Origin of the sequence: Herbihabitans rhizosphaerae, from assembly GCF_004216555.1 — a bacterium.
In the GTDB taxonomy this organism is placed as follows: Bacteria; Actinomycetota; Actinomycetes; order Mycobacteriales; family Pseudonocardiaceae; genus Herbihabitans; species Herbihabitans rhizosphaerae.
The window spans coordinates 241,164-254,859 of record NZ_SGWQ01000006.1; the positions used below are offsets into that span (position 1 = coordinate 241,164).

Genomic DNA, 13,696 nt, shown 5'->3' on the forward strand with positions numbered 1-13,696 from the left:
TGAAGTCGAACGTTACAACGGCCATTGTCAACGTTCAACCACTCGTTCGACGGCCGTCACGCGCCTGTTCCTCCGCGAGCGAGACCAGCCGGTCACCCAGCACCTCCGGAATCACCCGCTCCGCCGAGCGCGCCACCGAGGCCATGACCACCGACTGCAGCAGCGGACGCAGCCTGCCGATCAGGTCGGTGTAGTACGGCAACTCGTCGCCGCTGGGCAGCCAGTCCGGGCCGCGCGGGTCCAGCACGTACTTGCGCACCAGTCGCACCACGAGCCCGGTGACGTGGTCGACGTCGTCCTGCATCGCGCCGGCCAGCGAGATCGCCTCGGACAGCGGCACGCCCAGCTCGACCAGCTCCCGCCCGGCGTCCAGCAGCGCCGGGTTGGGCACCACCAGCCGCCGCCCGTGCCGCTCCAGCAGGCCGATCTTGAGCGCCTTGGCGATGTTGGCCGGAGTGGCCTGCTTGCCGAACATCCTGCGCAGCTCGGACAACGCCACCACGACCGGGCGCTCCTCGACCAGCCGCGCGCCGATCGCCTCCTCCAGGCCGAGCACGTCGGCGAGGCTGCGGCCGTTCTCCCAGGCCGTGAGCATCTCCTTGATGTGCGCGAACGCGTACCCGCGATCCAGCATGTTGATCACGAGCCGCAGCCGGGACAGGTGCGCGTCGGAGTAGATCGCCGTACGGCCCCGGCGCGCCGGCGGCGGGAGCAGCGCCCGGTCCTGGTACACGCGAACGTTGCGCACGCTCGTCCCCGCGACGCGCGCCAACTCCTCGATCCGGTACTCGGCCATGGGGTATCACCCTAGAGCGACATTTGAGCGACACGTGGTAAACCAGAAGGGCTCGGTCCACCGAGAATGGTGGTGTCACGTCTACTGACGGCGGGACGGGCGGCTGCCGACAATGTGGTGTGCCGGGTAGTGAGGAAGCGCGAATGCCGCAATGGCGGGAGTTCAAGGGCCCACTGTGGACGCTGTTCCACGGTGTGGAGGCGCTCGTGCTCGCCGTCACCGCGATCGCCGTCGTGGCGCCGCTGTTGGTGCTGACCTTCGTCGGGTTCGGCCTCATTCCGATCGCGGGCAGCGGATTTCCCTTGCTGGCATTGGGAATCATGGGGACCAGATGGCTCGCGCGGCGGCATCGCACCTGGGCGTCCAACGTGCTCGGCATCAAGATCGAGAACCCGTACCGCCCGCTGCCCAGTGGCCCCGTCGGCCGGCTCAAGACCGTCATCGCGGACCCGGCGACCTGGCGCGACATCCTGTGGCTGCCGGTGAACGCCACGGTCGGCGCGTTCCTGGCGTTCACCCAGTTCGCCCTGAGCTTCCCGGTGCTGATCGGCATGTGGGCCAACCCGAAGCTGCGCTGGGTGCAGGCGCGGATCACCAGGTCGCTGCTCGCGCCGACGGAGAGCGCCAAGCTGACCGCCCGGGTCGAGCAACTGGCCAGTTCGCGCGCCGAGACCGTGGACGCGAGCGCGGCCGAGCTGCGCCGGATCGAGCGCGACCTGCACGACGGCGCGCAGGCCCGGCTGGTGGCGCTCGGCATGAACCTGGGCATGGCCGAGGACGCCATCGATCGCGACCCCACGATGGCCCGCGACATGCTGATCGAGGCACGCCAGTCGACCACGAAGGCGCTCGTCGAGCTGCGCGACCTGGTGCGCGGCATCCACCCGCCGGTGCTCGCCGACCGCGGTCTGGACGGCGGCGTCCAGGCGCTGGCCCTGGACTGCGCGCTGACCGTGGACGTGGACATCGAACTGGAGGGGCGTGCGCCCGCGCCGGTGGAGTCCGCGGCGTACTTCGCGGTGTCCGAGGTGCTCACCAACGCGGCGAAGCACTCCGGCGCCGGACACGCCTGGATCCACGTGCGCCACACCGAGGGCAGCCTGCAGATGCAGGTGGTGGACAACGGGCACGGCGGCGCCGACCTGGACGCCGGCACCGGCCTGCGCGGGATCCAGCGGCGGCTCGCCGCGTTCGACGGCACGCTGGTGCTGACCAGTCCGCCCGGTGGCCCGACCGTGGTGTCCATGTCGGTGCCTTGCGTCCTGTCCGCCGGACCGCGCAGTTGAGTGGAACCTGGCCGACCGGGCTGCCTTGGTCGTTGGACTATCCGGCGGTGCCCGTGGGTGCGATCGTCGCGGGTTCGGCACGCCGGTTCGGTGATCGTGTGGCGTTCCGGCACGGCGAGGTGGAGCTGAGCTTCGAGGAGTTGTGGCGGCGGGCGTGCCGGTGCGCGAACGGCCTGGCGGCGCGCGGCGTGGGCCGGGGCACACGGGCGGCCCTGCGGATGCCGAATTGTCTGGCATTTCCGGTCGCCTACTACGGCGTGCTGCTGGCCGGCGCCACGGTCGTCCCGGTGTCGCCGCTGCTGCCCGATTCCGAGGCCGCCGCCCGCATTGACGACGCCGGGGCGGTCATGGTCCTGACCGAGGACGATGTCGCGGAGTTGTGCGCCGGCGCGGACGAACGGCCGCCGGATGTCATTGTCGACGTGACCGCGGACCTGGCGCACCTGGCCTACACCGGCGGCACCACGGGCACGTCGAAGGGCGTCGAACTGACCCACCGCAACGTCGTGGTCAACACCGTCCAGCACGCGTGCTGGCACCACGGTTGCCTTCCCGGACTCGACCCGCACGGCGGCATCGCACTCGATCAGGTGGGCAGCGCCGAGGAGTGGCCGGTGCGCCTCGGTACCGGGGCGTTCGTCAACCTCATGCCGTGGCACCACGCGATGGGCCTGATCGCGGGACTCAACCTGCCGGTGCTGGCCGGCATGACCACGATCATCCACGACCGTTTCGATCCGGCCGCCTATCTGGCCGACGTCCAACGATTCCGGGTCACCTATCTCGCCGGCGCGCCGACCCTGTACGCCGGCCTGCTGTCCTGCCCGGAAATCGATACGACGGACCTTTCCTCGGTACGCGCCATCGGATCCGGCGGTGCCGCATTGCCGCATCGCATCATCGACGAATTGCGCGCGCGAATGCCCGACGCGGTCCTGTGCGAGGGTTACGGACTCACCGAAGTCACCATGGGCGCCACCAATCCTCCGGCGAACAGATCCGGAACACGAAAACCGGGCAGCGTCGGAGTCGCCATGTTCGACACCGAACTGAGAATCGTGCCTCTGGACGGATCGGAAACGGCGGGCGAGGTCCACATTCGCGGGCCGCAGGTGATGCGCGGCTACCACGATCAGCCGGCCGCCACCCGCGAGGTGCTGGTCGACGGCTGGCTGCGCACCGGTGACATCGGGATGCTGGACGAACAGGGCTATCTCACGCTGATCGACCGTGCCAAGGACATGCTCGTCTACAAGGGGTACAACGTCTATCCGCGGGAACTCGAACGGCTACTGCTGGCGCATTCCTCGATCACCGCGGCGGCCGTCGTCGGGCGGCCCGACGATTCCGTGGGTGAACTGCCGGTGGCATTCGTCGTCACCGCGGCCGGTCACACCGCCGATCCAGCCGAATTGATGGAAATGGTCAACGAACAGGTCGCGCCTTATCAGAAACTGCGCGAAGTGCACCTCGTCGACCAGTTGCCGGTGTCGGCGGCCGGAAAGGTCCTCAAGCGCGAACTGCGCCGGCGTCTCACCGACTCCTGACGCGGCGGCGCGACGGCCTCCTCCCAGCCACCCCGGCCCGGGTGGAAGAATGAGAGCCCGCAAGCCCTTCTGGGAGGTACCCGTGCGCGTTGTCATCGGTGAGGACCTCGTGCTCCTGCGCGAGGGCATGATCCGCCTGCTGTCCGCGAATGACTTCGAGGTCGTCGAGGCAGCCGACAACGGCCCGTCGCTGTTGCACGCGCTCGTCACGCACAAGCCGGACGTCGCGGTGGTCGACGTGCGCATGCCGCCGACGTTCACCGACGAGGGGCTGCGCGCGGCGATCGAGGCCCGCGAGAAGGTGCCCGGCCTGCCGGTACTGGTGCTGTCGCAGTACGTCGAGCAGCTCTACGCGCGCGAACTGCTGTCCGATCGCGGCGGCGGCGTCGGCTACCTGCTCAAGGACCGGGTGGCAGACGTGTCCCAGTTCATCGACGCGGTGCGCAGGGTTGCCGCGGGCGGCACCGCGATGGACCCCGAGGTGATCTCCCGGCTGCTCGACCGGCGCGCCACCGACGAGCCGATCAACCGGCTCACCCCGCGCGAGCGGGAGGTGCTCGGGCAGATGGCCGAGGGCCGGTCCAACGCCGCGATCGCGGGCCGCCTGTTCATCACGGACAAGGCGGTTTCCAAGCACACCAACAACATCTTCACCAAACTCGACCTCGAGCAGTCCGACGACGACAACCGCCGGGTACTCGCCGTGCTCGCCTATCTCAACGGCTGAGCCGGTGTGGCTCGACTCACCCCAGGACAAGACGATCGGCTGTCTTATTGGTCGATCGATCGCATGACATGATCCGCGCATGGTCTGCTGTCACAACGACGACAAGCTGATCACCTCGCCACGCGGTCCGTTCTACGGCCCGCTGGCGTACGGCTTCGCGTGCGGCGCGCATCTCGCCGTGCACAACAACGTCATGTGGAACGCGCTCGGCGACCCGGTGGCCGACTACGAGAACTACACCAGCGTGCTGAAGCAGAGCTGGGAGATCACCACGCCGGAGCAGTGGCGGGAGGCCGTGGACCACCTGCTGTCCGGCGAGAACACCGCCTCCGACGGCAGTCACATCGTGCTGGGCCTGCGCGCCCAACTGTTCCGGCAGGGCGTGCGCAGGGTGGACCTGCCGACCTGGCGGGACGCCATCGTGCACTGGGCCCACCCGAGGCAGGTCCCGGTCGAGGTGGCCGGCGAGCTGATCAACCTGGCCGGCGCGGTGCTGCGCTACGAGGCCCGGTTCCGCGCCGACCGGCTGCTGCCGCCGGAGGGAACCGTGCACTCCACGGTCGCCTACGACTTCGGGCGCGCGGTGAACATGGCGCGCTGGGGCGTCGGCGCGCGGCTGGCCGACCCCAAGCACGCCGAGTGGTGCGTGGTTCGCGCGGGCTCACGGGCGCGTGACACCTACGCGTCGTGGCAGGAGTACTCCGCCGGCTACGTGCTCGGCCGCGTGATCCGGTTCGACGACGAGCAGTTCAGCACCTGGTACGACCACGCGCTGCGCGGGCACCGGTTCCTGCTGTCCGAGCCGGGCAGTCCGTGGTTGCACCTGTCGTTCCGCTGAGATTCGTTTGCCGATTGTCGGTGGTGTGCGAGAGGCTCTGCCCGTCCGTTCGACGTGGAAGGACCCGCGATGCGAACCTCGTTGCGTCACAAGGCATCCGCCGTTCTCGGCGCGCTGGCCATGGCCGTGCTCGGTGTGGCGGCCGCCCCACCCGCGGCGGCCGCCGACACGCCGTCGGCGGTCAAGCCGGTGCGCGGGTGCGCCGAGCTGAACGGCACCACGCTCGATCTACCCGGCGCGCGCACGCACGTCACCGAGGCCGCGGTGGTGCACCCGCCGACCGAGCCGGAGTACTGCGACGTGCGCGGATACGTCGAACCGGCGGTGAAGTTCCAGCTCAAGCTGCCGACCACGACCTACAGCGGGCGGTACCTGCAGTACGGCTGCGGCGGATTCTGCGGCCTGATCTTCCCGCCGGCCTTCCCCGACTGCGGCCCGCCGGCCGCCGACATGGCGGTGGCCGCGACCGACGACGGGCACGTGGGCGACCCGCCGGAGCTGGCCCCGATGGACGGCCGGTGGGCGGCGGACAACCAGCCCGCGCGCGACGACTTCGCGTTCCGCGCGCCGCACGTGCTGTCCAGGGCGTCCAAGGCGCTGATCGCCACCTTCTACGGCAAACCGCCGAAGCAGTCGTACTTCAACGGCTGCTCCACCGGCGGGCGTGAGGCGCTGCTGCTCGCCCAGCGGTACCCGGACGACTTCGACGGGATCATCGCCGCCGCACCGGCCAACCACATGAGCGCGCTCGTCGGCTACCAGGCGTGGCTGGCCAAGGCGAACGAAGGGCCGAACGGCACGCCGCTGCTCACCGCGGAGAAGCTGACCAGCCTGCACAACGCGGTCGTGCCCGCGTGCGACAAGCTCGACGGTCTGGTCGACGGCCAGCTCGACGAGCCGCGGCTGTGCACGGTGGACCCGTCGGTGATCCAGTGTCCACAAGGGACGGACGGGCCCGGCTGCCTCACGCCGGCGCAGGTCGCCGCCGCGCGCAAGCTGTACGCCGGGCCGACCGACGAGCACGGGCGCCGGCTGTACCCGGGCTGGGCGGCACACGGGTCCGAACTGGCGCTGATCAACTGGATCCTGCCGTTCCCGGGCAGTGATCTGACCGCGGCGAACGCCCTGGCCGACAACTACTTGAAGTACATGGGCTACCCGGTCGGCACGCCGCATTCGTCGCTGGCCCAGCACGAGTTCACCACCCGCGCGCTGCACCGGCTGACCCCGGAAGGCCTGCGCGCCGACGCGATGAGCACCGACCTGAGCAAGTTCCGGCGCTCGGGCGGCAAGCTGATCCTGTGGCACGGCTGGGCCGACGAGGGCATCCCGGCGCACGGCACGATCGACTACTACGAGCGGGTCACCCGGCGGCACGGCGGGCTGGCCAAGACACAGGAGTTCGCGCGGCTGTTCATGGTGCCGACGATGCACCACTGCTCCGACGGGTACCGGCTCACCGACGTCGACCCGATCAAGGAACTGGTCGCGTGGACCGAGAAGGGCACCGCGCCGGACAAGGTGATCGCCAACCAGACCGACGAGACCGGGAAGGTGCTGCGCTCGCGGCCGGTGTTCGCCTATCCGAAGCTCGCCGCGTACGACGGCTCGGGCAGCATCGACGACGCGGCCAACTTCGTGCCGGCACAGCCGTTGGTGCGCACCGAGATCATCCGCTGGGCCGGCGAGTACATGTACCACCTCCCCGGCCCGACAGCGCCATAGGAGTGCGCTGAACAAGGCCCGCGAGGGTGGTGGCCCACCTCCACGTTTGGGCCGTCTGTGCATCACCCTCACGTTCACCGCGCCCTGATGATCTTGGTTGACCTGGGCTTTCTCCGTGGCTGAGGGACTTTAGCGGGCTAAAGTACGCAAAACATGAACGGAGCGATCGCTAAGTTTCAGACAGCAGGACGTTGTTCAGCAGCCGCCCAGCGGCCCCTGCACAACCGAGACCGCGGATCGCTCGACGGCCGTGCGGTCGTCGCCGAGGCCGACGAGCACGTTCACGGTGAGCGGGGCGAGCACGGTGCCGAAGCCCTCCTCGGCGCGGCCGAACACGCCCGCGATCTCCAGCAGCACGTAGCCGTGGACGAGGCTCCACACCTGGGCGGCCACGGCGACCGGCTCGTCGCGGCGGATGCGGCCCGCGTCCATGGAGCGCCGCACCGCCTCGACGATCTGCGCGAAGCTGTCGTCGCTCTCCGCGCCGACCGGCCCGCCGTCGGGCAGCAGCGACGTGCCGACGCCCGGTGCGGTGACACCGAACATCAGCCGGTACCGCTGCGGGTTGGCCAGCGCGTAGTCGCGGTAGGCGAGCCCGAGCGCGAGCAGGTCGGCCACCGGGTCGTCGGTGCGCGGCACGTCCCGTTCGCGCGCGGCGAGCTGGTCGAACGCCTCGCGCACGAGTGCTTCGAAAAGCCCTGCCATGCCGCCGAAGTGCGTGTACACCGCCATGGTGGACATGCCGATCTCGGCGGCCAGCTTGCGCGCCTGCAGCGCCTCCGGCCCGGCCTCCTCGAGCAGCCGCAGGCCCGCCTCGATCAGTCGCTCGCGTGGGCCCATGCTCGACATCCTGCCATAACCGTGTTATACCTGCATAACCCAGTTATGCACGCGTGAAGGGTGCCTCGACATGACGTATCTCGGTGGTCACGCGATCGTTCTCGGCGCGAGCATGGCGGGGCTGTTCACCGCGAAGGTCCTCGCCGACACCTACGACCAGGTCACCGTCGTCGAACGGGACGAGCTGCCCGACGGGCCGGGCAACCGGCGCGGCGTGCCCCAGGGCGCGCACGCCCACCTGCTGCTCCCGAGGGGCAGTGAGCTGATCGACTCGCTGTTCCCCGGCATCCTCGACGAGCTCGTGGCGGCCGGCGTTCCGGTCGCGGACAACGGCACCGACGTGCACTTCTCCGCGATGAGCCACGTGCTGCGCACCGACGAGACGCTGTCCCAGGTGCTCAGCACCTACCTGCCGGGCCGGCCGCTGCTGGAGTCGACCGTGCGGGAGCGCGTCCGCGCACTGCCGAACGTGCGGCTGCTGGACCGCACCGAGGTCTCCGGGCTCGTCACGGCCGGCTCCCGGGTCACCGGCGCACGAGGGTCCACTGTGGACGGTGAGCGAGAGCTGACGGGCGATCTCGTGGTGGACGCACTCGGCCGTGCGGCACGCGGTCCGGCCTGGCTGGAACAGCTCGGCTACGGCCGGCCGGAGGAGCGGCTGATCAAGGTCGACGTCGCCTACGCCAGCCAGCTCGTGCGGCTGAAACCGTTGGCGGTCAAGGAAAAGCTCGTGCTCGTCGGCGGGCACGCCGACCGGCACGCGGGCCTCGGGCTGTTCGCGCACGAGGACGAGACGTGGGACTTCACCGTGTTCGGCATCGCCGGCAACCGCCCGCCGACCGACCCGGACGGCATGATCGATTTCATCGAGCGGTGCACCCCGCCGCACGTGGTCGCCGCACTCCGGGACGCCGAGCGGCTGTCCGAGGTGGCCACGCACCGGTATCCGGCCAGCCGGTGGCGCCGCTACGACAAGATGGAGCGCCTCCCCGCCGGGCTGATCGCGATCGGCGACTCGGTCTGCACGTTCAACCCCACCTACGGCCAGGGCATGACGGTCGCGGCGATGCAGGTCGACGCCCTGCGGCGGTGCCTGCGCGACGGTGACGACGATCTGCCGAGGCGGTTCTTCGCGGCCACCGCGGCGCCGATCGAGCAGGCCTGGCGGTCCGCGGCGATCGCCGACCGCGCGCTGCACGGCCGATCGGTGAAGGGCCTGCCGGTGCGCGACCGCTACGGCAGCGCCCGCGCCGAGCGGTTCCTGCGCGCCGCCACCGAGGACGCGCGGCTGACCGAGCGGTTCCTGCGCACGTTCGGCCTGCTCGATCAGCCCGAGGCGCTGATGCGGCCGTCGAACCTGGGGCGGATCGTGCGGACCGCCGTGCGCAAGCGGCCGGCCGCGACGGTCGAGCCGCCGGCGATCACCGGTGCGCGCCGGTCGTTCGTCACGGCGCGCGGGGTGCGGTTCCACGTCACCGAGGCCGGCAACGGGACGCCGGTACTGGCCCTGCACGGGTGGCCGCAGCACCACTTCGCCTACCGGCACCTGCTGGCCGATCCGCCGGACGGACTGCGGATCATCGCGCCGGACCTGCCGGGCTACGGGTGGTCGGGCCCGCCGCCGCACCGGTGGGACAAGGAGGACGTGGTCTCCGACGTGCTCGCGCTGCTCGACGAAATGGGACTTGATCGCGTGGTCCTCGTCGGGCACGACTGGGGCGGCTGGATCGGGCACCTGCTGGCCCTGCGCGCGCCCGAGCGGGTCGCCGGGTTCCTGGCGCTGAACATCGCGCACCCGTGGCAGACGCCCCGCACGATGCTGCCGCACCTGTGGCGGTTCATGGCCTACCAGCCGCCGGTGGCCGCGTTCGGCGTGCCGCTGCACCGGCGCACGCGGTTCCTGGAGCGAATCGTGTTCAAGCGCGCCGTCGCCGTACGCACGGCGCTCGGGCCGGAGGTGGTGCGGGGGTACGCGGACCGGTTCCGCGATCCGGTGTGCGCGCGGGCGGCGACTGATACGTATCGCACGTTCTGGTTGCGCGAACTGCCACGCCAGGCACGAGCGCCCGAGCAGCGGCGGGGCACCGTACCGATCCGCGCGGTGTTCGGCGTGGCGGACTTCGCGATCCACCATTCGCTGGCCGCGGCCGAGACGGCCAACGCCGAGGACTACACGCTGGAGCTGGTGTCCGGCTGCGGGCACTTCATTCCGGAGGAACGGCCCGACCTGGTGCGCACCCGACTGATCGAGCTGGCCACGCGGTAGCGATCAGACCTCTGAGCGGGCGCCGCGAGTGGCGCCCGCCGAGGCGACCACCACGCACAACACCGCGATCCACTGCGCCCAGTACAGCGATTCCTGGAGCACGATCAGGCCGATGAGTGCCGCCATCGCCGGTTCGAGGCTCATCAGGATGCCGAACACGCGCGGTGGGATCTTGCGCAGCGCTTCCAGGTCCAGTGAATACGGAATCACCGACGACAACAGAGCCACGCCGAGCCCGGCGACCAGAACCCACGGCTCGATCAGCGCCGTTCGGCCGTCGGCCACGCCGAACGGCACGGCCACCAATGCCGCGACGACCATTCCCAGAGCCAGACCATTGCCTTCCGTGGTGTGCCGGCCCAGCGCCGCGCCGACCAGGATGTACAGACCCCAGAACGTTCCCGCGGCGAGGGCGAACAGCAGACCGACGAGGTTGAGCTCGCCGCCGCCCTCCATCAGCAGAACGACACCGCCTGCCGCGAGCACGGCCCAGAAGGCGTCAAGCCACCGCCTCGACCCGGCCAGTGCCACCGCCAGCGGCCCGAGGAATTCGACGGTGACCGCGATCCCCAGCGGAATTCGGGCCAGCGCCAGGTAGAAGCACAGGTTCATCAAGCCGAGAGTCACGCCGTAGCCGAGTACGACCGTCCACGCGCGGCGATTCATGCGTACCGACGGCCGCCACAACAGCATCAGCACCGCGGCGGCGAAGAACAGTCGCAACGCGACCGTCCCGAAGCTGCCCACCTCGCTGAACAGGTTCTTGGCCAATGCCGAGCCGAGCTGGACGCTGACGATGCCGAGCAGTACCAGAGCTGTTGGCGGGACCGCGCCGAAGGCACGCCCGGCCAGCGCGGTCAGGACAGATCACGTCGGCCGAGGCCGCGGTGAGTCCAGTCGAAGTTCATGAAGGTCACGCGTGGATTGTCGATGATCGGGCGCCGCGTGTCATGTGGATTTCCCCGAAGATCGAAGAGCCGCCGTGCCACTACACGGCGTCACATTCCGGCCGGAACGCCGTGTACCCATCGTGAAGATTTTCCGCGACACCGGTCACAGCCAGGCCCCGTGCTGTGGCGGTCATCAGCGTCCGAATGCGACGATGAAGTCATGGCGAACGGCAAGGAACCGACCAGGATCTTGGTCCTCGGCGGAGGCTACGTCGGCCTGTACACCGCGCTCGGCCTGCAACGAAAGCTGCGCGCCCGCGAGGCGTCGGTGACCGTGGTCGACCCGCAGCCGCACATGACCTACCAGCCGTTCCTGCCCGAGGCGGCCGCCGGCGCGATCGAGCCGAGGCACGTGGTCGTGCCACTGCGCCGCGCGCTCCGGCGCTGCCACGTGCTCACCGCCCGCGTCACCAAGATCGACCACGGCAACAAGGCGGTCACCGTCCAGGGTGCCAACGGCCACGTCGAGCAGCTCGGCTACGACGTGCTGGTCGTCGCGCTCGGCTCCGTGGTCCGGTTCCTGCCGGTACCAGGGCTGGCCGAGCAGGGCATCGGGTTCCGCACCATCGGCGAGGCCATCTACCTGCGCAACCACGTGATGTCCAAGCTGGACGAGGCGTCCACCACGCTGGACCCGGTGCTGCGCAAGCGACTGCTCACGTTCACCTTCGTCGGCGGCGGGTTCGCCGGCGTGGAGGCGCTCGGCGAGCTCGAGGACATGGCCCGCTTCGCCACCAGGTACTACGAGAACATCGAACCGGACGATCTGCGCTGGGTGCTGGTCGAGGCGGCCGGGCGAATTCTGCCCGAGGTGCGCCCGACGCTCGGCGTGTACACCGTGATGCAGCTGGAGAAGCGCGGCATCGAGGTGTACCTGGACACGATGGCGAAATCGTTCGAGAACGGGCACGTGGTGCTCTCCGACGGCACCGAGTTCGACAGCGACACGATCGTGTGGACGGCCGGCGTGAAGGCGAACCCGATCATCCGCGAGTCGGATCTTCCGGTGGACAAGCGCGGGCGGCTGCGTGCCACCGCCGCCATGCAGGTCGAGGGACATCCGGACGTGTGGACCGCCGGCGACGCCGCCGCGGTGCCCGACCTGTCGCGGATCGAGGAGGACCCGACCGCGACCTGCCCGCCGAACGCGCAGCACGCCGTGCGGCAGGCTCGACTGCTGGCCAAGAACATCGTGCGCGTCCTGCGCGAGCAGAAGCCCAAGCCGTACAAGCACAAGAACATCGGCTCGGTGGCGAGCCTCGGCCTGCACAAGGGCGTCGGCGACGTGTTCCGCGTCAAGGCGAAGGGCTTCATCGCCTGGGGCATGCACCGCGCGTACCACGTGAAGGCGATGCCGACGTTCAACCGCAAGGCCCGCGTCACGGTCGACTGGTTACTGGGTGGGCTGTTCCGGCGCGAGGTCATCTCGATGGGTCAGATCCAGGACCCGAAGGCGGAGTTCGAACGATCCAGCAAGAGCTGATCGAGGCGCTGTCCGGACCAAACCATTGGTCCGGTTAGGCGCAGTTGATTCGATCCTCGCCGAAATCACTCCCAGCCTCGACGCATTCGTCTTAGGCTCCGGTCGCCCCCGTAGCCCAACTGGCAGAGGCAGCCCCCTTAAAAGGGGTGAAGTGCCGGTTCGAATCCGGTCGGGGGCACTGAGCGCATTATTACCAGCATAATGCGCCAAATGGCCTAATGTCCTACGTTTGTGAATTGTTCACCATTTCTGGTGTACGGTTTCACAACCTTGACCACCTGCGACAACGCTCTCAGGAGTCGACGCGGGGCCGTCGCGGCGAGCCTCGGCGCATTGCGCTCCGGCCGACTGTGTTGACCAATGAGAGACCGGTCGAACGCGGAGTGTCGCCATTACGAGCAAAGAACAATCAGACAACTCTCGGTAGCGCAACCAACACATTACTTACCGCTATTCGGGTGCGCGAGAATGGCGATATCGAGATGATCGCGACGCTCGCCGCCGCGCTCGGTAGGCGCGCTGCCGGCACGCCCGGGAGCAATAGCGCCTCGGCCGCCCGCGTTCCGGCACGGTGATCGAGTGTCCGCACACCTCGCAGGCCGGACTTTCGTCACGCTTAGCGTCACGCGCCGCACTATCGTCACGCGCCGGCTCGGGCGCCGGGCCACGCGTCCGGGCCGCCTCGACGAGGCCGAGCGCCGGCACACGCCCGCGCGGTGTGTGCTTGACCAGCTCGGGATCCAGGTACCGGCACAGCGCCGGGTCGTCGTCGGTGCAGCACAGCAGGTGGCCGAGGTAGTCGCGGGACGCGCGCAACTCCTCGATCCGCTGCCCCAGCCGGCCGATCTCGTCGCGGACGGTTTCCTGCCACACCTCGTTTTCCGCCTTGCCGGAGGTCACGACCGCGGCACCGTCCAGCGGCATGCCGCCAGTCACGTGACAGAGATAGGCCAGGCCGATGCGGCGCAGATCCTCGTCCCGGTACACGCGCTGACCGCCGCGCAGCCGCGGCGCCGCGAACACCCCCTGCCGCTCCCACCAGCGCAGCGTCGACGGAGCGAGGCCGTACAGCGCGGCGGCGTCGCCGATGCGCACACCAGGATCGGTCATGCTCCCAGTTGACATCAAGTCGCCTTCAAGATTCAAGGTTAGGGCACCCTCAATCACATTCTCCGACCGTGGGTGGACGCGAAGAATCGGAGCACGGTGCGATCCCCCGCGCCGGCGCCGTCGCCACG

At 69.5% G+C, this 13,696-nt stretch carries 11 protein-coding genes and 1 tRNA gene; 8 read left to right on the forward strand and 4 right to left on the reverse strand.

Annotated features, from left to right (window positions below; genetic code table 11):
• Nucleotides 1-34: 34 nt before the first annotated feature.
• A complete protein-coding gene (locus tag EV193_RS19530) occupies nt 35-796 on the reverse strand; it encodes a MerR family transcriptional regulator (RefSeq protein WP_130345614.1) in 762 nt (253 codons plus the stop codon).
• 143 nt (nt 797-939) lie between these two features.
• On the opposite strand from EV193_RS19530, the gene EV193_RS19535 reads away from it, so the two are divergent.
• The 5 genes from EV193_RS19535 to EV193_RS19555 all read left to right on the forward strand — a co-directional run bounded on the left by EV193_RS19535 (nt 940) and on the right by EV193_RS19555 (nt 6,919).
• Entirely contained in the window at nt 940-2,082 is a 1,143-nt protein-coding gene (locus tag EV193_RS19535) for a sensor histidine kinase (RefSeq protein WP_130345615.1), read from the forward strand.
• Nucleotides 2,079-3,629, forward strand: coding sequence for a class I adenylate-forming enzyme family protein (locus EV193_RS19540; RefSeq protein WP_242613508.1), 1,551 nt, complete (start codon nt 2,079-2,081; stop codon nt 3,627-3,629). The genes EV193_RS19535 and EV193_RS19540 overlap by 4 nt, the downstream gene beginning before the upstream one ends.
• An 82-nt stretch (nt 3,630-3,711) precedes the next feature.
• Nucleotides 3,712-4,356: a response regulator transcription factor gene (locus EV193_RS19545; RefSeq protein ID WP_130345616.1), complete on the forward strand. Its 645-nt coding sequence runs from the start codon at nt 3,712-3,714 to the stop codon at nt 4,354-4,356.
• 79 nt (nt 4,357-4,435) lie between these two features.
• The gene (locus EV193_RS19550; protein WP_130345617.1) at nt 4,436-5,194 is read left to right on the forward strand and encodes a DUF1266 domain-containing protein; all 759 of its coding nucleotides are present in this window, start codon (nt 4,436-4,438) and stop codon (nt 5,192-5,194) included.
• Nucleotides 5,195-5,263: 69 nt separating this feature from the next.
• Nucleotides 5,264-6,919: a tannase/feruloyl esterase family alpha/beta hydrolase gene (locus EV193_RS19555; protein WP_242613509.1), complete on the forward strand. Its 1,656-nt coding sequence runs from the start codon at nt 5,264-5,266 to the stop codon at nt 6,917-6,919.
• 195 nt (nt 6,920-7,114) lie between these two features.
• Here the strand turns inward: EV193_RS19555 and EV193_RS19560 are convergent, their stop codons facing one another.
• Entirely contained in the window at nt 7,115-7,759 is a 645-nt protein-coding gene (locus tag EV193_RS19560; RefSeq protein ID WP_242613510.1) for a TetR/AcrR family transcriptional regulator, read from the reverse strand.
• 70 nt (nt 7,760-7,829) lie between these two features.
• Here EV193_RS19560 and EV193_RS33775 point away from each other — a divergent pair, with 70 nt between their 5' ends.
• Complete coding sequence (locus tag EV193_RS33775; RefSeq protein ID WP_207222716.1) at nt 7,830-10,025, forward strand: alpha/beta fold hydrolase; 2,196 nt, start codon at nt 7,830-7,832, stop codon at nt 10,023-10,025.
• Between the two features lie 3 nt (nt 10,026-10,028).
• On the opposite strand, the gene EV193_RS19570 is transcribed toward EV193_RS33775, so the two are convergent.
• Entirely contained in the window at nt 10,029-10,796 is a 768-nt protein-coding gene (locus EV193_RS19570; protein ID WP_341273176.1) for an EamA family transporter, read from the reverse strand.
• 339 nt (nt 10,797-11,135) lie between these two features.
• Between EV193_RS19570 and EV193_RS19575 the strand changes: the two genes are divergently transcribed.
• Complete coding sequence (locus tag EV193_RS19575; protein ID WP_130345620.1) at nt 11,136-12,458, forward strand: NAD(P)/FAD-dependent oxidoreductase; 1,323 nt, start codon at nt 11,136-11,138, stop codon at nt 12,456-12,458.
• A 104-nt stretch (nt 12,459-12,562) separates the two neighbouring features.
• A tRNA-Leu gene (locus EV193_RS19580) sits at nt 12,563-12,636 on the forward strand.
• Nucleotides 12,637-12,908: 272 nt separating this feature from the next.
• Here the strand turns inward: EV193_RS19580 and EV193_RS19585 are convergent.
• Nucleotides 12,909-13,568, reverse strand: coding sequence for a helix-turn-helix domain-containing protein (locus tag EV193_RS19585; protein WP_207222717.1), 660 nt, complete (start codon nt 13,566-13,568; stop codon nt 12,909-12,911).
• Nucleotides 13,569-13,696 lie beyond the last annotated feature (128 nt).

Coding starts and splice junctions, on each gene's coding strand:
- EV193_RS19555 (WP_242613509.1), top strand. CDS start 5,264: ATGCGAACCTCGTTGCGTCACAAGGCATCCGCCGTTCTCGGCGCGCTG.
- EV193_RS19550 (WP_130345617.1), top strand. CDS start 4,436: ATGGTCTGCTGTCACAACGACGACAAGCTGATCACCTCGCCACGCGGT.
- EV193_RS19585 (WP_207222717.1), bottom strand. CDS start 13,568: ATGACCGATCCTGGTGTGCGCATCGGCGACGCCGCCGCGCTGTACGGC.
- EV193_RS19575 (WP_130345620.1), top strand. CDS start 11,136: ATGGCGAACGGCAAGGAACCGACCAGGATCTTGGTCCTCGGCGGAGGC.
- EV193_RS19535 (WP_130345615.1), top strand. CDS start 940: ATGCCGCAATGGCGGGAGTTCAAGGGCCCACTGTGGACGCTGTTCCAC.
- EV193_RS33775 (WP_207222716.1), top strand. CDS start 7,830: ATGACGTATCTCGGTGGTCACGCGATCGTTCTCGGCGCGAGCATGGCG.
- EV193_RS19560 (WP_242613510.1), bottom strand. CDS start 7,759: ATGGGCCCACGCGAGCGACTGATCGAGGCGGGCCTGCGGCTGCTCGAG.
- EV193_RS19530 (WP_130345614.1), bottom strand. CDS start 796: ATGGCCGAGTACCGGATCGAGGAGTTGGCGCGCGTCGCGGGGACGAGC.